Source organism: Streptomyces montanus, assembly GCF_005786655.1.
GTDB lineage: Bacteria > Actinomycetota > Actinomycetes > Streptomycetales > Streptomycetaceae > Streptomyces > Streptomyces sporangiiformans.
Genome location: NZ_VBZC01000012.1, coordinates 100923 through 119507, shown reverse-complemented (window position 1 = coordinate 119507; position 18585 = coordinate 100923). Strand labels below are relative to the sequence as shown.

The window sequence follows — 18585 nt, the reverse complement described above, 5'->3', positions numbered from 1 at the left end:
AGCGCGTCACTACTGGCTGTGGGTGACGTCGTGGGCTGCGTACGCGAGCAGTTCGCTGATGGCGGCCTCGTTGGAGGCGGGAGGCCGCGAACGCCACTGCGCCAGCGTTTCCCGAACGGTCTGCGTAACTGCCTTCGCGTGCTGCACCAAGTCGTCGTCGAGTGCTGTCACGTCGCCGGTCGCTGTGCGGCCCGTGACGACGATGGTCCCGGCCAGTGGGTACAGGGCTATGCCGCGCCAGGCACTCGCTAAAGCCCATGCGGCCAGGTTCTGCGGGAGTCCGACTTGCCGGCCGGTGCCGTGGATGTGCAGTACGGCCCGTCGGTGGTACGCCCCTTGGTCGACGGCGTCGGGGGAGCCGACGTGTTCCCGGATCGCCGATTGCGCATCGGGCTCGGGGAGGTGGATGTCTGTGACGGTGGCGTCCGGGTCGATGCGCAGGGCTCGCACGGGTGTCCTCCTCTGTAGGGACGATGGTTGCGCAACGCCGCAGCGCGCAGGGCTGCGCAGTGATCGCTTGGGCTGCGCATTGTGCTGCTGATCAGGGATTTTACTGATTACGCAGACTGAAGGGGCTACCGATGCGCACGGTGCACACGGCGGTCTAGGGCTGCGCATCGGCGTGGTGGCGGGTCAGTGCCTGCCAGCGCCGCTCGAAATCCTCGGACTCTTCGGCGACGTAAGCGGGGGTGATGGGGCGGTTGTACTGGGCGGTGATCCCCCGGTCTGCGCATGCCTGCGCAACGGCCGACTGCGCAGGAACTTCGGTGCGCACTCGCTGCTCGGCCCAGACGTTGTACACGCGCCAGCGCACGAAGTGCCTGCGCAAGTTGGACGGGCTGATGGGCTTGTTCCCGCGGCCGAGCAGTCCCTTCTCTGCGCAGTAGGCCGACAGTTGCTCGTCGCTGGGCTCGCTCCCCTTCTGGTCCTGGTACTCCATCCATGCGAGGTAGTACCGGTCAGAGGCCGTGAGGTCGCCTCCCCCGGCCGCGGGCTGTCGCGGCTCGTCGATGGGAGCATCAACCCGGGGGCCGCGCTGTTCCTTTGCTGCCTGTGCTGGAGCGCCGACGGGCTCCGGCTGTGGGTCGTTCGCCTCCTGGAGCGACTCGTCGGCTTCCTGCTCGACCGGAGCGGTGCCCACCCCGGAGGGTTCGGTCTGGCCGAACTCGCGCTCCTGGAAGCTCGCGAGGAAACTCTCCAAGTCGTCGCCCGTGATGGGCTGGCCGCCATCGCCCGTGATGGTGTCCCGCTCGTACACGTAAGCCGCTAGTGCGGCAGCGTCGGGGTAGGCGCCGCGCTCCTGCTGGTAGCTGAGCCAGGCGCTGTAGAAGTAGTCGTACCAGGACTGGTCGGTCTCCTGCGGTGCCCCGGAGGCAGCAGTCTCCTCGGTGTGCGGTGCGTAGCGCTTCTGGAGGACCTGGAGCAGGGGCTGTACCTGCTCCTCGGAGAGCGGGCCGCCGGTCCCCGTGGAGATGCCGTACGCGTCGCGGAGCCAGAACGCCCACTGCGCGGGGGACGGTTCGACTTGGAACTGCGCGATGAAGGCCTGGTAGGCCTCAGCGAGTCGCTCGGCGTCTCCCTCGATGGATTCCTCAGGCTCACGTGGCCGCTCGGGTGCTACGTCTGGAGCCTGCACCGGAAGCGGCTCCGCGCTCTCCAGCTCCGTTGTCTCCGGCTCGTGATCTGGCGTGGCCTCGGGCGCGGGGCCTTCGGGCTGGACGGGGGCGGACAGCCGCTCGACGGTGAAGAGGATCGGCGGCTCATCGATGCCGGCGGCGGCGAGACCGGCGGGCGCGGTCTCGGCGAGCGGTACGCCGTACCTGGCCAGCCGGAGCGGCATCAGCGCCTCAACTGGAGCCTTGCGGCGCCAGGCGCGGCCGAAGCGTGAGCGGAGGCTGGTCTGGTAGACCAAGCGCTCCTGTTCGAGTTTGATCACGGCGTCGTAGGAGCGCAGTTCCCACAATTTCATGCGTCGCCAGAGCAGGAAGGTAGGGATCGGGGAGAGGATCCAGCGGGTGAGGCGTACGCCCTCCATGTGCTTGTCGGCCGTGATGTCCGCGATCCGGCCGATCGCGTGGCGCGCGGCCTCGACCGAGACGACGAACAGGATCGGGATGACCGCGTGCATGCCGACGCCCAGCGGGTCCGGCCAGGCGGCCGCGCCGTTGAACGCGATCGTCGCCGCCGTCAGCAGCCACGCTGTCTGGCGCAGCAGCGGGAAGGGGATACGGATCCAGGTCAGCAGCAGGTCCAGGGCCAGCAGGACGCAGATGCCCGCATCGATGCCGATCGGGAACACGTAGGAGAAGTTCCCGAAGCCCTTCTGCAGGGCGAGCTCACGGACGGCGGCGTAGGAACCGGCGAAGCCGATACCGGCGATGATGACCGCTCCGAAGACGACCACCCCGATGAGTATCCGGTGTGTCTTTGTGAGCTGCATAGGCGCGGCCACTCTGGTTCCACTCCCCCAACGCGTCTCGTCCTGGGCAGCTTTCACACTCCCACGACCGGGCGCGGGTTGGGATGGCTGGCGGCTGGTTCGCGGTGGATCGTCTGCGAAAAGTGATCATTGAGGACCCTCTGCGGCGGTGTGCAGGTCTGCGCTCATTGGTGGTCCGTGCTGTCCTGCCTACGGGCCAACAGTGCGGCGCCCGCCCCAGGCTGAGGGGTCAGGCGCCGCATGCACGATATTCCGTCGGAATACGCTTCATCGCTTCCGAGTGGAGTTGAGGCGTTGGATCCCGAGGGCATCCGCCACAGCAGCGATGTCCTCAAGTGCCTCGTTGCGAGGGTCAAGGAACCGCAACGGACGCTGGGTGACGATGGTGTCCTTAAAGCGCTGCTTGCGTCGGATGATGGGCAGCAGTTTGGGGTGCCAGTCCGGGTTGCTGCGAATGGCTTTGATGGCGTCGTCCGCGACAGCTCCGCCGCTGCGCCGGATGTTGCCTTGGGCGTCCAGGGGGATGTTGGTGGCAAGGATGTGCTGGACTTCGGTTTTGAAGCCGAAGCGGCGGAACTTGCGCGCTCCCTTGTCCAGGGTGTCTTCGAGATCTTGCAGGCCGATGATGTACTTGAACTCGTCGGCGATGCACCCGATGACCTCCGGGCCGACCATGGCGATCGACAGCAGGAGAATGCCGAGTGTCGGGCCGCAGTCGAAGAACAGGATGTCCCAGCGCCCTTGGGGCAACTGTTCGTCCAGGACGTTCTGCAGCCACAGCACACCTGCGGGGTCGAGCCCGAGGTTGACCTCGGCATCCGCCATCTCTGGTGTACCGAGGAGGAGGTCGAGATTGGGGATGCGGCGGAACGCGCTGTCTTCTTCGCCTTCACCGATGCGGTAGCGGGCCGGGACGACGGCTTCCTCGAGACGGTGCTTCCCTTGCAGAACATCGAAGATGGTCGGCTGTCCCTCGGGTGGGTCCTGGTAGCCGAGGATGTGGGATGCGGTGCGCTGGGGGTCGAAGTCGGCGACGCCTACGGAGTGCCCTCGCCCGGCTGCTTCAACGGCGAGGTTGATGACGTCTTGGGTCTTGCCGGCGCCACCGGCAATGACGGAGCAGGCGAAGATTCGCGGCGCTTCGGGCGCGTTCGTGGTCTTGGAGGTTGGCAAGGGTTCTCCTGAGGGTCGTGCTGGGGCGCCCTCGTATTCCGTCGGAATATTGCGATCGCTGCGTCAGCGGTATTCCGACGGAATACGAGCCTGCCTCACTTGCCGCCGAGGCGGTCCAGCTCCCAGTCGGTGGGCTGATAGTTGACGGCGGACTTGAGGTGGGCGAGGTAGTCACTGACCTGGGTGTCCCAGGCGCGGTTAGCGGCGGAGGCACGCTGCTCGGCGACGGCCAGGGCGACGGCCAAGGCGACGTGAGCGGTCAGCTTTGCGTCGCCGGATGCGGACACCTCCGCGAAGTACTTGTCCGGACTCGTTGCATCGGGCCCGATGGGCTTGGCAGTTGTCCGGAGCCACTCGTGGGCCATCTCCCGAGCGGCCTTGCTCGGGGATGCGAGAAGGGCAGGGGCCAGGAGACGCAGAGTCTCCCGGGGGTTCGAGGGGACTCCCAGCTCCAAGACAGTGCGGCACGCATGGACCCGCAGTTGTGCCGCTTCGACGCTGTGATCGGGTTCCGGCTCGGTCTGCCCGTCGGGGTTGGTCTGCTCGGCCTGCTTTTCGCCGTGATCAGAGCCGGTGGGCTTGATCTCTTCAGGATTGGAGTCTGCTGCTGGAGCTTCCTCGGGTGCTTGCTCGTCCGGGGAGTTCGTCTTCTGCGGCGGGACGGCAGAAGTCGGCTTCGCCTTGGGCGCGGGCTTGGCCTTGGGCTTGGGTGTCGTTGGGGACGAGGGTGCCAGTACCCTCGCGGCGGCGAAGGCAGCCTTGATGCCTTCCTCCTTCATAACCCTCCAGGCCTGCAGGTGCTGCTCTGGAGTGGTGAGCCTGTCGAGCAGGATCTCTGCCTCGCTGACGGCGAGTCCGTCCATGACAGCCTGCTGGACTTCGGGGGCGAGCTTCAGCAGCTTGATCCGGCGCGAGATGTGAGGCTGCTTGCATCCGGTCTGCGCGGCGACCTCCGCTTGCAGCATCCCGTCGTCGAGCGCTCCTTGGAAGCCCAAGGCCTCTTCGATCGGGTTCAGCGGGATCCGCCGCATGTTCTCCGGCAGTCCGAGAAGCCGCGCCCTGGGGATCTTCGAGTTGGTGACCTTGCAGGGCGCAGTGTCCTTGCCAGCCCGCGCCAGTGCGAGCTTCCTGTTGTGTCCAATCAGAGTGACGTAGTCGCCAGCCGGGACCGATCCCAGCTTGTCTTCCAACTCCTCAAGCTTCTCTGGCTGCGTCTCAGCGAGGCGGGCACGCCAGTACTCGAGGAACCCTTCTACTTCAGCAACCGACAGGTCCTGCAGGACTCCGCCTTCTGCCTTGATCGACTCGGTGAGCTCGTCGATGTCCTCGTCCCGGTAGACGAGGCGGGGGTTGAAGGGGTTGGGGTGGAGTTGCTCAAGGGGGATTTCGACGACCTCAACGGCATCAGGGTCGTCCCAGATGCTTCGGGTCTTCTTCTTCCTGCCGAAGGTCATCGTGGGCCCGGAAGCTCCAGCGGCCATGAGGGGTGCTCCTGAGACGAAAGGGTGCTAACTGGAGGTGACCCTAGCGGGCCAGTGGCCAGCCCCTAGCCAACGGGGCGGTATTCCGTCGGAATATCCGAGACTTCACAGCGATCCATACGCCCATATTTGGTAGCTATAGCCCCGTTGTGTCCCCGCGCCCAGTACCCAGCACCCAGCCAGCCGTACATCGGGCCTGGGAGGACTGATATTCCGTCGGAATACTCGATCGAGTGATCACTCTCTGCGCCGCGTACTGCGCTGAGGGCCAGGGGAGTCGTCGCATGGTTGGACAGCGGCTCGAAGAGTAGGGCCCCGGTCCGCAAACACGAAGGGCCCCGCACCTCGGGTTGATTGAGACCGGACGGGATGGAGATGTCCTGTCTCAGATGATCTGGGCTGAGGCCGGGGCTGTGACTTGCGGCGGCCAGACCAATTGAGACGCCGCGTCGCCGGAAGTCTCGGTTGATCTGGTCCCGTCCGGACGGATGCCTGCGAATGACGAGGCGTCGCGGAAGCCCCGTGGGCGGTGCCGATGGGGAGTCTCATGGATCATGGCGAGGGTGCTGCCGCCTGAGAAGGGCCTTGTCAGGACGGCGAGCCGCTTGAGGCCCGGCTTCGCACTCAAGATGGCAGTTTCCTGATCAGGGACCGCAGCAGTGGATGCGTTCAGGAAGGAAGTCGCCGCTGCCGATCCTGGAGCTGCCGACGGGCGGCCGACCAAACGATGTCGAACTCATTGGCCGCCAGCCACTGCGGGTCGTGCCCTTCCCACTCAGAGATAGGTGGTTCCGCGGTCAGGCCGTAGACACTCTCGTATTCAGCCAGCCGACCGTCCCTTTCGGCTTCTTGCCACTCGGCCAGCGAGGCAGCGGCCAATGCCTTGCTCCCGGGCTCCTGCAACTCGACTTGCCGGATCACGTACCCATCGGTGTCCAACTCGAAGTAGAAACAGACGGCTTCCTCGTCCCAGAAGCAGCGAACCCAGCGTGTCACTGGTTCACCGTGTCGAAGGGCTCGTCGTGCCAGCGCCAGCCGGCGGTGCCGTCGTCGTGGATGTGCAGCATGAACTCAGCGACCGGGCTGCCGTCGGGAAACGTCATGGTGAGCTCACTGCGGATCTGGGTGTAGCAGGCGTCTGCCTGCTCCCACTCCTCGTCGTCGACAGCCCGCTCGTGCTCAGCGAAGAGGGGACGGAACTCTTCAAAGCCAGAAAGTGTCTCGACTTCGGCGTGGGTCCAGGGCATGTCGGCACCGGTCACGGTCAGCCGGGCAATCTCCTGCTCGCCGTGGTGGAGTCGCCAGATACTGCCGGTGGTCAGGTTCGGGTTGGTCATATCCCCATGATGGCGATTCGCGTGATCGCGCTCCAGCCACGACTCGAACCCCACATGCCGCAGCATCGTGGCCGCCCAGTACAGGCCGGGAAAGTACCCCTGCCCCCGGTACGACGGGACCTCCCGTACCCGAGCGATCTCCTCGTAGGTCACCTCCAACGCTTCCGCCAGCGGTCTGCGTACCTCGACACCCGCCTGGACCCAGGCCACCTCGAAGCCAGCCGCCCCGTTCCTGCCGCTCAGCGGCTCCCCCTCATCGACCACACCAGGACGATGTCTACTGGATTGCGACAAGCCACCTGTACCGAGACAAGAGCCATCCCACAGCGGGACACAGTCTCTTTCAAACCTGTCCCGACTCCCGCATCGCAAGGTCGGCGCACAGATCAAATGCGACAAGCAACGGTTCGATGCGACGGGACAAGGACCAAACGGTCACGTTCCGGATGGCTTCTGAGACGGCCAACGAATCGGACCAAATCATCTGAGACAGGGACCAGATCGTCTGAGACGGGACAGGAGAGGCGCGCATCGTTCAGCCGACGCTGTCCTTTGACAACCAACCTAGTCGTCGGACTACTGCCTGACCTGGCCGGACGAGGTTGGATGGCAAGGTCACCGGACTTCACGTCCTGGTGTCCGATCAGTCCTCGGTGTGAGGCGTCGGACGAGTCCAGAGGGTGAGGTCGCTGCTTGTGGCGACCGCCATGGTGCAGCCGGACGGGGAGAAGCCAGCAGTGCGCAGTTCCGAGTAGTTGGAGTGGAAGACGTGCCACCAGGTGCCTCCCGGCGGTCCCTGGTGTGCTCCGCCGTCGGCGGAGAGGATGACGCGGTCGTGAGGCCAGTCGGGGCTGACGACATCCAGCGTCCAACCATCCGGTGTGGTGCGGTGCAGGCCGCCGCCGAATAGGCCGGAGATGCGGACCGGGGTGCCTGCGACGGGGCCGAGTCCGGGGCAGGCAAGGTCTGGGTGCGCGTCCGGTGTGCTGGTGGCGGTGTCGGGATCATGGTCGCGTGCGATCTTCTCGCCGGTGACCGCATCGAAGAGTCCGTGTCCGTTGTGGGATACGACCATGACGAGCTCGTGGCCGGTGACCGGGTGGACAGCGAAGCCGATGCCGAGCAGGCCGCCGATGGGGATCCTGCGGTCCTGGACTGATCGCCAGGGCGTCGGGGCTGCCATGACGGGGGCGGCGAGGTAGCGCTCTCGTATCCGCTGTTGGTACTCCGTGATCAACCTGTCTCCTCGATTCGGTTCGCGTCGAGGGTCTCTCGCGCAGCGTCCCAAGTCGACTCGAATTCACAGAAGCTGGTCTCGGCCGTGCCGGCGGCTCCTTGCCAGCCGGTGAAACCGTGCTCCGCGAACGCGCCGTACTTCCACTTGGTGATGTTCCAGTGCGGGCGTCACACCGCGGCCGGGTTGAACATCGAGGATGTCGTTCGGGCAGGCCATCAGACACCACTCCACGCGGTGTATCCGGCCAGGCTGTCGATTGCCCCGCCTGGAGCCGCCGGGGTCTTCGTGATCTCATTTTTCCAATCGCTGCCCGACCACTTCATGGTCGCGCTGCCCGCCCCCAGGCCGCCGTTCTTATCACGCCAGACGATGTCAACCACGGCGGTGCGGTCGTCGTAGGTGATGAAACGGTAGCCCGCCACCTGGCCATGCTGGTCTGCGGAAAGGGCCTGCGAGCCCTCCTCCTGCTCGACCTTGCGGCGCTTGGTCAGGTAGTAGTCCTTACCGTCCCCGACGCACTGACGCTCTACGATCGATTCCCAGTCGTCGGCTGACAGCTGACGGCCCGTGATCTGCACGGCGGCGATGAGGGCGCCGGTGGGGGTGTGCGCGTAGCAGTGGGCCACGTCCCCATCCACCCGGCCCGGCCCGGAGGTTTTGGAGGAGGGTAGGGCGAAGCCGTCAATCAGCTCCCAGGTCACGCCTTTGGGGGCGTTGTCCGACACGGACGTGTCCGTGTCGGACAGCTTGGGACAGCTGCCGTCGTCGGATTCCGCAGGTGGGGCCGGGGCCTTCGGCGTGGTGCTCGGAGCAGAGGATGCCTTGTCAGCTGTGTCGCCGTCGCCCACATAAATGGCGTAGCCGCCGAGCAGCACCACTAAGGCGAGGAAGACGCCGGAAGCGATGAACAGCCGTGACTTGGACGGAGATTCGCCGGACGGTGGATCAGCAGACACGATCGTTCCCCCTTGGTGGCCTGGTCAGAGAATCGCTTTGACGATGGCCAGCACGATGCGAGGCCACCAGTCTACGGAGCAATTGGGCACGCCCGGGGCGTGATTGACCACAGAGGATCATGGGGAGGCCAGCGCCATACGTTCCGTGCTTTTCGCTCATGCCGTCGATTCTGTTCGGGGTGATGCGGCTCTCGGCTCCGGGAGAACGAGAGATCGACTCTGACGCTGGGCGCTACTCGCCGCTGTCATTTGCGGTGAGCGCGCGGGCTGCCGCATATGCTGCGGCTGCTGCTTCGCTGACCGGGATCGGCTGCCCGGTGTGCTGCTCGTGCCGCTGGATGTGGCGCACGGCGGCCTCCAGGTACGTGGCCAGTGACACCAGCTGAGTGGGAGTGCGGCAGTCGGCGAGCACGGTCTCCGCCTCGCCGAGCCAGTACTCGCACTCTTCATCGGCGGCCAGCTCGGCCCGGTGCGTGAGCAGTTCACGGGCGACGCGGAGGACGAGATGGCGCCGCCGTTCCTCCGCGGCCTGCCGACGCACTGCGGCCCTGGCCTGCTCGGCCTGGTATGCGAGGACCGCGTCCACCGCCTCCGGGGTGCGCCGAACTGGGCGCCCAGTGGAGTCGGTGAGGTCGGCCGCGCGGAGGCGTTTCGCCTTGTTATAGGCACCGGAGGGGGCACCGACGGCCAGCGGACGCACCAACTCGGCCCACTCCGCCCCGGCTTCCCGAGCAGCGTCCACTGCGCGTGCCTGGTGCCGGTCGACCTGCGCGATGGTCTGTTCGCGGAGATGTTCCCACAGCAGAACCCTCGTCAGCGCGGCCTTCCGTGCCGCCGTGACATCCGTGATTTTCGCCTGATGCCGTTCGGCGTACTGCAGCGCGCCGAGCAACTCGTCGGGCATCTTCCGGGCGCCCACCCTGGCGTACGCCGCGCGCAGTTCGCCGAGCAGGGCTGATGTGTCGATCTGGCCTACCGTTACCGGCTTCTTCTGGAGCGGCGCAGCAGCAGCGGTGTTCTTGCTGGTGCGCTTCTTGCGGGACGTCGACACAGTCGTGATTGTGCCGCATCGGCTGGATTCACAGACTGTGAAGCAGCTGGATCGGCCCGAAGGAGCCGCTTGCGAAATGCCCTGTCCGGCGAAGTGTGGGAAGTCCCGAAGTTCTGTAGACACGCAGGTCAACGGCCTGCGCCTAGCCCGGTCAGCGATGCCTTGGAAACGACTGAGCCTGCCCCGGGTTCACCGAAACAGGACATCGACCTCACAGGCCTGATCTCACGGCTGGCCCTAGAACGCAAAGAAGCCCCGCCCTCGGAACCGGCACCGGTCCGAGGGCGGGGCACGCGAGCGAGCCAGGCGAGCATCGAGCCCAAGCGGCAGGACAGAGTTGGTGCGCTACCCGGCTTCCGCAGAGCAGTGCAGGGCGTCGTAGGCGTTGCACGCCCTCTTCCAGATGCGGACGGCTCCTTCGTATCCCTCCTGTGCGTGCAGCCGCGCCCACAGATCAGGGAAGTTCTGGCCGGTGCCGTCCCCGCCGGGTTCGCCATCCATGAGCGTGGCGAGTTGGTCGGGGTCCTTCGGTACGTACGGGTCGGCGTAGTCGAGGCCTGGGAGATACGGATGCACGGTCATGGTCGTGCCGGGGACGTGTTGGGTGCTGTGCCTCTGCAGGCGGAGGCTGGTGGTGATGGAATCGGCCTGGTGGAGGTAGTCGTAGGGGCCGAAGCGGATTTCGGGGAGGCCGGGTCGGGAGAGGACGACGGCGTACTGCTCGCCTTCGGGCGCCGGGACGCGAGACGGTCGTGCTTCCCAGGGGTGCGGGGTGAGGCCGAGGCTGAGGCGGATTGGGTGGTGAGGGTGGCCGGCCTGGGTGAGGGCGAGCGTGCTCAGCCGGTGCATGCCGGGCAGAGCGATGACGTCGGTGACGCGATCGGGGCGGGCGTGCGTTCCCCATCCCGCGACGAGTGGGCCGCCGGTGTGTTCGGCGACGGCGGTTGCGGCTCGGATGTAGGTGTTGTTCTCCGGGCCGATGGGGTCGTCCGCAGTCGCCAGGTCGTGGGGCTGGGTGGCCCGCCATGCGTACAGGTTGACGATGAGGAGTGCGCTGCAGCCCCAGTTCTGGGCGTACTTGATGCAGCGCCGGGTGGTGGGGTCGTCCCTCGTCGCGTCGGCCTTGCTGGGGTTGAGTAGGGCGAAGACGGCGGTGGGGCCGGTGTCGCCCCACTCGCGTACGAGGAGGTAGCGGTAGCGGCCGCAGGAGGACAGGACTGCTGAGCGTCGGACCTCGGGGGCCTCGCTCGGCAGCGGCTTCAGGGATGCCATCGGTGATCCGTTTCGTGGTGGCAGTAGTCAAGCGGATGTGGTGGAGCGGCCTTGGTGTGCGGCAGTTCGGCGCTGGATGCCTCGGATGGCTTCGGGCGGCCGGAATCGCCGGTGGGTCCCGTACAGGTGGTCCCGTGTGCCGCTGATCTGGAGCCCTCGGTGGGTGATGAAGCCGTGTGCCTCGGCGTCCTCACCGACAGGAGTCCATAGGTGCTCGGCGGGGTAAGGCGTGCCGTCTTCGGCTTCGTTGGTTTCGATCTCGTACAGCGTGTTGGCTGTACTCACTCGCTGTCCTCCTGCTGGTGGAAGTGCTGAGGACGAGGCAGCGCTGCTCCGGGTCTCCATCGAGCCGGAGCAGCGCTGCAGGCCCGGGGTGTGGGGAGCGGCTGGTTCAGCCGTCAGTAGCCGTCGCGTCGGTCTTGCCGGCGATTTCGGTCTGGGCCTGGGCGTTCTCGTCGGCCCATTTCTGCGGGTCGTGTCCGGCTTCGATGGCCGCGTCCCACACCCATTCGCCGATCTCGCCGGAATCGAGCTCCTCGCTGAGCTCCGCGGTGATCTCGGCGGCCAGGTCCGGGTCGGTCAGTCGCAGGGCCTTGAGGTAGCGGTAGGCAACCCACGCGTGCGTCCCTGACAGTCGGAAGGCTTCGCGGGCTTCGGGATCGCTGGGCGCTCGGAACGGGCCTGAGGTGGCGTTTAGGGTCTGCCGCAGCAGGTCCTCGGTCATCTCCGGAATGGTGCGGGCGGCGATGTGTGTGGGGCGGTCGGGTTCGGGTACGGCGTCGGCCAGTTCGGTAGGTTCCCCGGTGTCCGAGCCGAGGCTTGCGGCCCAGTCGTCGAGGGCAGCGGCAGGGGTGTCCGCGCGGTCGATGCTGGGGTTCTGTAGGCGGTGGGGCTTCTGCAGGCCGATGATGTCGGTGCCGACGACGATCAGGGACTTCTCCGGGGCGGCGTGCCAAGTGCGGACGTCTCGGCCGGCGTGCTGCCAGCGCTCCCACAGTTCCGAGCTCCAGGCGGAGCACGGGGTGTTGGCGGGAAGGTCGGCGAGCGCGGTGCTCAGCAGTTGCCGCCAGTCGGGGAACTTCTCGTCGTCGGTGACCGGCACGCGGAAAGTGCCGCGTGGACCGTCGAGGACGAGGCGGCCGGGTGCGGTGGTGAGAGTGAGCGTGGCTTGGCCGTAGTTGGGGGGAGCATCGACGTGGGCGTCGACCCAGGCACGCAGGGTGGCGAGGTCCTTGCCGTGAACGGTGCGGGCGAACGGTTCGCCGGGCTCGGCGAGTCGGGACCGGGCGGCCGCCAGGGTGTAGCCGTCGGTGGCGATGGCGTGCAGATGGGTGCCGTCGCTGTCGAAGCGGATGCCGTCGATGCGGTCGAGTCCGATGCCGTCGATGGCGGTGTGCGGCGCGGTCGAGCGGATCAGGCGGGCGAGGTGGTGGGCGTTGAGCATGGCTGTGGGCGCCACGGTGCTCTCCTTACGGGTCAGTGAAGCGGGTTGATGCAGAAGCAGGGCAGGCCGAACGGCCCAGCCGGGCAAGCCGGACGGACTTAGGGCATCCGGGGCGGCCGGGCTCGGAGGTCGACGGCCGCCCCGGCCCGTTTCGGGGGGTGTGTTGGTCAGGGAGTGCGCGGGGCTGCAGCGCTGATGGGTCAGGGCAGGCGGAGCCAGTTCCGCATTCGGTGCAGGGGGCCGGCCAGCCGCCGCTTGCTGGGCGAGGACAGGGTTACCGGGGCAGGCTCCGGGTGTGCGCTGTCGGGAGCGGAGGTTGTGCGCTGCTGGTGCTCGGCGATGAGGTCGCCGAGGGTGCTGGGGTCGTCGGTGGAGTCGACCCATTTACCGAAGGCGTGCCAGACGCTGGTGAGGCATGTGTCGGGGTCGTGCCACACCTGGTAGTCGCCGTACCGGTCGATGAACCCGTACTCGGCCAGGAGTTCAGGTCCCAGGTCGTCTTCGCTGCCGACCTGGCTGAGGTCGACTCCGCTGTCCAGCACGTGGATGGCGCTGACCTGCAGCAGCAGAACGTCACCCGGTTCCTGGGGGAACTGAAGGTGGCCGCTGACGCGCAGCACGTCGCTGGCGCCCAGGTCGTGCAGCACGGCATGGGCCAGTTGTGGGGTGGCGACCGTGCAGGGCATGACGAGTTCGTCGACGCGGTCCTCGGTGGGGGAGACGACCAGTTGGAACCGGACCGATTCGCCGGACACGTCGTCCGGGAGGGTCTGGTCGTCGAGGTAGCCGTCCAGAGCGATCAGGCCGCCAGGGGGTGGGGCGGGCAGGGGTGCGGTCACCTCACGGCCCTCCTTCCCTGCCGTCCGCGGGGGCGCAGGGAGCGGGGGACCGCAGCGAGCGTCCTGCGGTGCCGTGCGTGCTGGCGGGCGTGTACTCGCCCGAAGGCGTGCGTGCACTTGGTGCAGGGGTCTTCCTGGCGGGCTTCGTGGCAGTGGTGGCCTTCCACGGTGCCGTGTGGGGCGGTGATGTCGTGCAGCATGGCGAGGCGGTAGAGGTCGTCGGGCTCGACGCCGGTGCGGGCGGTGATGGTGCGTTGCGTGTAGCCGTCGCGGAGCAGGGTCAGGGCGACGGCCTGCGCGGCGGTCAGTGTCGGCCGCGGGCTGGGTATGAGGGGGGTCGCCATGGTGAGGAGTTCCTTTTCAACGGAGGTAGGACGGGGGGCTGTTAGTCGAGTGGCGCGGCGAGGTGGGGCGTGCGGTCGTCGGTGCGGACGAGACGCAGCGCTGGCCGGGCGGCGACGGGTTGCCGCGGTTTGGGGAGGTCTGCGTCGACGGTGAGGACCACCAGGCGCAGGCCGGTGGTGTTGGTGTCGGGCAGGGCGAGGTAGCCGCTGACCGTCAGCGGGGCTCCGGGCTGCAGCTCGGCAAGGTCGGCCGCGGCCACCGGGTCGGCCAGAGCACAGGGCAGCACGGCCTCGCGGACTTCGTGCTCATGCCCTGCGGGGCGTTGGCTGTGGTCTTCGGGCGCGTACAGCACGCGGAAGTAGGCCTGGCCGTCGACGAGCACGGCGGATTCGGCCAGAGCCCCGGTCAAGGTCATCTCGTGGGTGTGCACGGACATGACGGGGTCCTCCCGAGTCATTGGGCCGTCGTGCCGGCGGCCGGAAGGGCGGCGGTGGATGCGGCGCGTTCCTTGCGGAGGTGTGCTGCGGGGCTGGCGGCGTGCCCGGGGGAGCGCGGCTGCGACGCGGCGGCGTAGCGGGTCGCCGGGCACCCACAGCCGCTGACGGCCCTTCACCTGCGTGACAGGGGCGGGTAGCCGGACAACGTGAGAGAACTCCCAGTGCCAGGCGCTGTCGCAGTCGGCCCACCTGCTGCACCGTCCGTCGCAGTCGGTGTGCGCCCCCGCGATGCGGGCAACGGCCACCACGGCCCCGCTGGGCAGCTCCATGTCGCGGGGCATGTGGCGCAGGGCCGCCTGGTCGGTGTCGAGTCCGGCATGGACGAGGATCAGCCCGCGGTAACTGCCGGGCGGCCAGTCACGGTTCTCGATGTCCTTGCCGAGAACGGCCACTGCGGAGGCATACGGCTGCCAGAGCGTCAGTGCGCGGACTGCGTACGGCTCAATGATGACGGGCTTCGTCATGCCGAGGCCCTCGCTTCCTGTGCGGGCTGGGCGACCGCTTCCACGCGAGTCGTGGGTGCGGTGGCGCGGCGGTGGGCCCGGCGGCCGCTGTGCCCGCGCGCTTCCTTGATCGCGTACATCTCGTCGTCTGCGGCCTTGAGAACGGTCGACGCGGACGGCTCGCGCACATCGGCGATGTGCACGGCGCCGATCGAGGCGGTGACCTTGAGCGGGCCTCCCGGCCACGGCACGGGCTGGGCGAGGTCGCGGGCCAGGCCGTCGATGAACCGCGGCAGGTTCTCAACGCTGATCGCGGCAACGAACTCATCCCCACCGAGGCGGGCGCACACGCTGTGCAGGCCACCGTGCTGGGCGACAAAGTCGTGCAGGCGCGCCCCGGTCGCTTTGAGAACGGCGTCGCCTGCTGGGTGACCGAAGTCGTCGTTGACCGGCTTGAAGCCGTCGAGGTCGAGGAGGATCACGTGGGTGATGCAGCCCTGGTGGATCAGCCGCTCGGCGCGGCGCACGAAGGGACGGCGCGTCCACAGGCCGCTGACCGGGTCGCGGCGTTCGGCACGGAGCTTGCGGAGGAGCAGGCTGGCGTGGACAGCCCATCCGGCCGCCGGTATGCCGGCGGCCAGCAGGATCTCGTTCACGGCTGCCCCACTTCGGTCTCGGCTCGGTCGTCGGGCCGTACGACGACGTAGCGGTCGTCGCTGCGGGAGTGGTGGACGTGCACGCCGTCACCTAAGGCGGCGGCTGCAGCGTCAGCCCTCGCCAGCGCGCGCTTCTCGTGCGCGCCAACGGAGTCGAGGCGCTGGGCGGAGCGACCCGCGCAGGTCTTGCAGCCTGGTGCGTAGTCAGGATCAGCCGGTGTTGGGGGAGTGGTTGCAGACGGGGTGAAAGCTGTGGTCATCTCGAAGTGCCTCCGTTTCGGGGGTTGGTGGGGCGCGTCCGGTGGTTGGTAGGCCGAGGGCGCGCCCCGCACGTGTGTGGGCAGGGCAAGTGGGCATCGGGTGTCGTTCTGGGATGTGCCACAGAGCGGGTTTACGCCGTAAAGAGCATTTGGCTTGGATGACTGCCGTCGCCGCAGGGTGCTTCGGTCAGCCGATAGCGAGGCCGGGGCCGCCGCAGCCGTCGCACCACAGCTCGTCGGGCGCAGCGCCGGCGTAGACGGACCGCAGGTCGGTTGCGTTGGTGACCTTGACCCAGAGCGGGCGCGGGCAGCCGTTGATGCAAGCGCCGTCGAACTGGGCCTGCCAGTGGTGGTCGTACGGGTCGGCGTCGTCCATCCAGCGCACGAAGATCTCGCGGCTGGCGATACGGAATGCGCCGGTGGCGAAGTCTCGTGGGCGTTCGTCGTGCCAGGAGAAGGTGGCGGCCAGGTCGTCGCCGAAGGCGTACCGGATGTCGGCGAGCGGGTCGCGGTCGGCGGTAGCCGAGCGCCGCAGTAGAAGGCCGAGCAGATCGAGTTCATCGGCGTAGTGCGCGCTGGTGAAGCCCTCGCCGACTAGGTGCTCAGGTGAGGGCGTTCCCTCGAACTGCTGGATCAGTGCCGGGTCGGGGACCTGCCGGTTGGCGGGTCGGTCCTGCTGGCGGTCCTTGCAGATCTCCAGGGGCGTACGCAGCACGATGGCGACGGCTGGAATCTCGTGCCGTTGGGCCTGGCGAACGAGCCCGGTGCGGTGTGCTTGCTCCGTATTGGTGGCGTCGACGACGGTCGGCTTGCGGCGCTTCAGCCGCGCATCCAGTGCCAGAAGGAACAGGGTCACGGCATCGGGGGTCGCCTCCTGGGCGCCGGGGTCGTCCGCAACGCGGGCCCGGCAGTCGTCCAGTGACAGGCGCCATTCGGCGGGAAAGCACGTGGCGACGGTGGACTTACCGCTGCCTCCGGGGCCTATGAGGACGTAGAGGGCCGGTTCGGGCAGGGAGAGCGGGGCGAGGGTGGGCTCGCTGAGAGGGTGCACGCAGTCCTCCGGGTGAAGGGCGGTTGGATGCGCGCAGAGGGCTGGCGGGCGAGGCCGCCTGCCCGTCATGCGCAGAGATCAATGGCGGCAGTCGCCGAGAAGGAAGCGGCGGTGGTCCGCCGTCCAAGGTCCGTCCTGGTCTGGCCGGTCCTCCGCACGGTCCCGATCCAGAGGCGGATCGGGACGGCACGGACAACCGTCAGCTGCGCGGGGCGCTGTTGACGGTGAGTGTGTTGCCGCGCAGCGTGTCGACGCGGGCGGCAGTGCACCTGGTCCGCCCGGCTAGCCGGGCCAGGTGCTGTGCGTCGGCAGTCACGGGTTTGCGGTAGATGAGTCGTGCCGTGAACTGGCGGGCTCGCTCGGCCAGTTCACCTGCCTGGCCAGCGAGGTGCTCGAGCTGCCGCTCGGCGGCGTCCAAGTTCACCGGCTCGCTGTCGGCCGCGTGGGGCGGAACCGGCTCAAGTTGGTCGAGCAGGCTCTGTAGCAGCTGCTTCATGGCGTTGCCTGCCTCGGTGAGGTCGCCGCAGGACAGCCAGTGTTCGAGGTCTCGGTGGCCCGCGGGATCGGCCGTGTAGACGACGGTGGGGGTCACCCAGTCCCAGTCCACCCACGCCTGCAGGATGATCCGGTTGGCTGCCGTGTCGGGGTCGGCGCAGATGGAGCGGCCCGACCGGCTGCGCAGGAGGGCGATCCTGCAGTCGGTGACCGGGTCTGGCTCCCAGGCTTCTCCGAAGCGCAGACGCAACAGGGACGCGAGGCGCTCGACGGGATCGGGAGCGAGGAAGAGGTCGATGGCGCTCATCGGCGGCCACCGCTGCGGGTGGCTACCCACGTAGTGACCAAGGCAGCGCCGACACCGATGGCCCGGTGGAGTGCCTGGTCCAGCTCCATCAACGCCGTGCCAGGGCCGGACAGTTCGGCGGTGACCGCGCCGTCCTTGTCGACCCGGGCGGCGGTGCAGTGCTCGACGTACCCCTCCTTCCCCGCCTTCCTTGCGAGCCAGAGCAGCGGCTCGCGCCGGTCAATTACGGCGTGAGTGCCTGCATTGATCACGGCACCCGCGAGCAGCGCGCGGAGTGGGACGCGGTAGCCCAGCGCCCGGGTCACCACGATCGCCCCGGCCAGCTGGCCAGCGGTGTATGAGGCCACGTGGCGGGCGACGCTGCGGCGCCCGAGCTGACTCGCGGTCAGTGCCGGCCCGGTGGTGTTGCCCGGACTGAGCGGGGTGCCGTTGCTGTCCACGAGGTGCTTGCCGTACAGGCCCTTGCAGGCCGCATCCCGGGGGCGCTGGAACCACTGATCGAAGCCAGGATGCAGTTCGCTGAAGACAGCGACCAATGTGGCCGCTAAGGCGAGGCGCTCGGTGGCACGGTTTCGGATCATGATGTGGGCTTCTCCTCAATTCGTGGAATCGGCAGGGGTTGTCGGGGCACGCTGAATGGGCGGTAGCCGATGCTCTGGTCGCTCGGGCGCGCGGGCAGATGAGCTCAGGGCTGACCGGTGCGGCTGCGGCGGCTGAACCATGCGGCGATCGGTCGAAGGGCCGGTGTTCTGGCGACGAGGGCCCGAGCGAGGCGCTCGGCCATCAGCTCCATCTGGTCGGGGCCGAAGTACTCGGGTGCGAACTCCTCACCCCGGCAGACGGGGCAGAGATGATCGTGTGCGAGAACCTCCATGCTCCGGGAGCATCCGAGGTCTTCACACGTGGGATCGGTCGGGTCCTCACCGCTGCCCCAGCAGTACGGGCAGCGGGTGAACCGGTAGTTGATGGGTCCGCCGGCGAGTTTTTGGTGGAGCGTGGCCAGGCCTTCCACGCGGCGCTCACGGAGGAGTGCGTCGGCCGCGTAGATGTGGGACAGGCGCGGGGCGTCGGGCTGGTGGTCGGTGAGCATGCGGTAGGCGGTGGCCCAGTCAAGGGTGGTGCGGTCGATGTCGTCGCTGTAGCCGTACGACCAGCCGTTCGGGTCGTTGCGGGAGGGGCGGCCGGGTGCGGTCAGCGGGGCGTCGATCTCGGTGAGTTCGGCGTGAACGTCGGCGCGGAGCTGCTCTTCGCGGTTCCGGTTCCTGGTCACTGTCATGGCGGCCGTTCATCGTGGACGGAGT

21 protein-coding genes are annotated in these 18585 nt (G+C 67.8%); all 21 read right to left on the bottom strand.

The window, feature by feature from the left end; all coding sequences use genetic code 11:
- Window positions 1–9: 9 nt before the first annotated feature.
- Window positions 10–450, bottom strand: coding sequence for a hypothetical protein (locus FE633_RS13330; protein ID WP_138045333.1), 441 nt, complete (start codon window positions 448–450; stop codon window positions 10–12).
- Window positions 451–604: 154 nt separating this feature from the next.
- A complete protein-coding gene (locus tag FE633_RS48320) occupies window positions 605–2440 on the bottom strand; it encodes a DUF2637 domain-containing protein (protein ID WP_246113595.1) in 1836 nt (611 codons plus the stop codon).
- 267 nt (window positions 2441–2707) lie between these two features.
- Entirely contained in the window at window positions 2708–3613 is a 906-nt protein-coding gene (locus FE633_RS13320) for a ParA family protein (RefSeq protein ID WP_171059928.1), read from the bottom strand.
- Window positions 3614–3708: 95 nt separating this feature from the next.
- Window positions 3709–5094, bottom strand: coding sequence for a ParB/RepB/Spo0J family partition protein (locus FE633_RS13315; protein WP_138045331.1), 1386 nt, complete (start codon window positions 5092–5094; stop codon window positions 3709–3711).
- A gap of 669 nt (window positions 5095–5763) precedes the next feature.
- Window positions 5764–6090, bottom strand: a complete 327-nt coding sequence (locus tag FE633_RS13310) for a hypothetical protein (RefSeq protein ID WP_138045330.1) — start codon at window positions 6088–6090, stop codon at window positions 5764–5766.
- Window positions 6087–6584, bottom strand: coding sequence for a hypothetical protein (locus FE633_RS47755; protein WP_212747212.1), 498 nt, complete (start codon window positions 6582–6584; stop codon window positions 6087–6089). The genes FE633_RS13310 and FE633_RS47755 overlap by 4 nt, the downstream gene beginning before the upstream one ends.
- A 490-nt stretch (window positions 6585–7074) precedes the next feature.
- Window positions 7075–7668 (bottom strand): hypothetical protein, encoded by a 594-nt coding sequence (locus FE633_RS13300; protein WP_138045329.1) that lies wholly within the window; start codon window positions 7666–7668, stop codon window positions 7075–7077.
- A 215-nt stretch (window positions 7669–7883) separates the two neighbouring features.
- Window positions 7884–8624, bottom strand: a complete 741-nt coding sequence (locus tag FE633_RS13295) for a DUF8175 domain-containg protein (protein WP_138045328.1) — start codon at window positions 8622–8624, stop codon at window positions 7884–7886.
- A gap of 232 nt (window positions 8625–8856) precedes the next feature.
- Window positions 8857–9675, bottom strand: coding sequence for a hypothetical protein (locus FE633_RS13290; protein WP_246113594.1), 819 nt, complete (start codon window positions 9673–9675; stop codon window positions 8857–8859).
- Between the two features lie 345 nt (window positions 9676–10020).
- Complete coding sequence (locus tag FE633_RS13285) at window positions 10021–10947, bottom strand: DUF1643 domain-containing protein (protein ID WP_138045327.1); 927 nt, start codon at window positions 10945–10947, stop codon at window positions 10021–10023.
- A gap of 27 nt (window positions 10948–10974) precedes the next feature.
- On the bottom strand, window positions 10975–11232 hold the full coding sequence (locus FE633_RS13280; protein ID WP_138045326.1) for a hypothetical protein: 258 nt from the start codon (window positions 11230–11232) through the stop codon (window positions 10975–10977).
- A 106-nt stretch (window positions 11233–11338) separates the two neighbouring features.
- A complete protein-coding gene (locus FE633_RS13275; RefSeq protein ID WP_138045325.1) occupies window positions 11339–12406 on the bottom strand; it encodes a hypothetical protein in 1068 nt (355 codons plus the stop codon).
- A 185-nt stretch (window positions 12407–12591) separates the two neighbouring features.
- Complete coding sequence (locus tag FE633_RS13270; protein ID WP_138045324.1) at window positions 12592–13230, bottom strand: hypothetical protein; 639 nt, start codon at window positions 13228–13230, stop codon at window positions 12592–12594.
- Entirely contained in the window at window positions 13227–13574 is a 348-nt protein-coding gene (locus FE633_RS13265) for a hypothetical protein (RefSeq protein ID WP_138045323.1), read from the bottom strand. Before FE633_RS13265 ends, FE633_RS13270 begins: the two co-directional genes overlap by 4 nt.
- Window positions 13575–13615: 41 nt before the next feature.
- Window positions 13616–14536 carry an ASCH domain-containing protein gene (locus tag FE633_RS13260; RefSeq protein WP_138045322.1) on the bottom strand — a complete coding sequence of 307 codons (921 nt, stop codon included), beginning with the start codon at window positions 14534–14536 and terminating at the stop codon, window positions 13616–13618.
- A complete protein-coding gene (locus FE633_RS13255) occupies window positions 14533–15171 on the bottom strand; it encodes a GGDEF domain-containing protein (protein ID WP_138045321.1) in 639 nt (212 codons plus the stop codon). The genes FE633_RS13260 and FE633_RS13255 overlap by 4 nt, the downstream gene beginning before the upstream one ends.
- Window positions 15168–15431 carry a hypothetical protein gene (locus FE633_RS13250; protein WP_138045320.1) on the bottom strand — a complete coding sequence of 88 codons (264 nt, stop codon included), beginning with the start codon at window positions 15429–15431 and terminating at the stop codon, window positions 15168–15170. The genes FE633_RS13255 and FE633_RS13250 overlap by 4 nt, the downstream gene beginning before the upstream one ends.
- A 187-nt stretch (window positions 15432–15618) precedes the next feature.
- Window positions 15619–16482, bottom strand: a complete 864-nt coding sequence (locus FE633_RS13245; RefSeq protein ID WP_246113593.1) for an ATP-binding protein — start codon at window positions 16480–16482, stop codon at window positions 15619–15621.
- A gap of 199 nt (window positions 16483–16681) precedes the next feature.
- The gene (locus tag FE633_RS13240) at window positions 16682–17284 is read right to left on the bottom strand and encodes a hypothetical protein (protein WP_138045318.1); all 603 of its coding nucleotides are present in this window, start codon (window positions 17282–17284) and stop codon (window positions 16682–16684) included.
- Window positions 17281–17865 carry a hypothetical protein gene (locus FE633_RS13235; protein ID WP_138045317.1) on the bottom strand — a complete coding sequence of 195 codons (585 nt, stop codon included), beginning with the start codon at window positions 17863–17865 and terminating at the stop codon, window positions 17281–17283. The genes FE633_RS13240 and FE633_RS13235 overlap by 4 nt, the downstream gene beginning before the upstream one ends.
- A gap of 104 nt (window positions 17866–17969) precedes the next feature.
- Window positions 17970–18560 (bottom strand): hypothetical protein, encoded by a 591-nt coding sequence (locus tag FE633_RS13230; RefSeq protein WP_138045316.1) that lies wholly within the window; start codon window positions 18558–18560, stop codon window positions 17970–17972.
- Window positions 18561–18585 lie beyond the last annotated feature (25 nt).

Coding starts and splice junctions, on each gene's coding strand:
- FE633_RS13250 (WP_138045320.1), bottom strand. CDS start 15,431: ATGACCACAGCTTTCACCCCGTCTGCAACCACTCCCCCAACACCGGCT.
- FE633_RS13260 (WP_138045322.1), bottom strand. CDS start 14,536: ATGACGAAGCCCGTCATCATTGAGCCGTACGCAGTCCGCGCACTGACG.
- FE633_RS13235 (WP_138045317.1), bottom strand. CDS start 17,865: ATGATCCGAAACCGTGCCACCGAGCGCCTCGCCTTAGCGGCCACATTG.
- FE633_RS13285 (WP_138045327.1), bottom strand. CDS start 10,947: ATGGCATCCCTGAAGCCGCTGCCGAGCGAGGCCCCCGAGGTCCGACGC.
- FE633_RS13315 (WP_138045331.1), bottom strand. CDS start 5,094: ATGGCCGCTGGAGCTTCCGGGCCCACGATGACCTTCGGCAGGAAGAAG.
- FE633_RS13230 (WP_138045316.1), bottom strand. CDS start 18,560: ATGACAGTGACCAGGAACCGGAACCGCGAAGAGCAGCTCCGCGCCGAC.
- FE633_RS48320 (WP_246113595.1), bottom strand. CDS start 2,440: ATGCAGCTCACAAAGACACACCGGATACTCATCGGGGTGGTCGTCTTC.
- FE633_RS13240 (WP_138045318.1), bottom strand. CDS start 17,284: ATGAGCGCCATCGACCTCTTCCTCGCTCCCGATCCCGTCGAGCGCCTC.
- FE633_RS13265 (WP_138045323.1), bottom strand. CDS start 13,574: ATGGCGACCCCCCTCATACCCAGCCCGCGGCCGACACTGACCGCCGCG.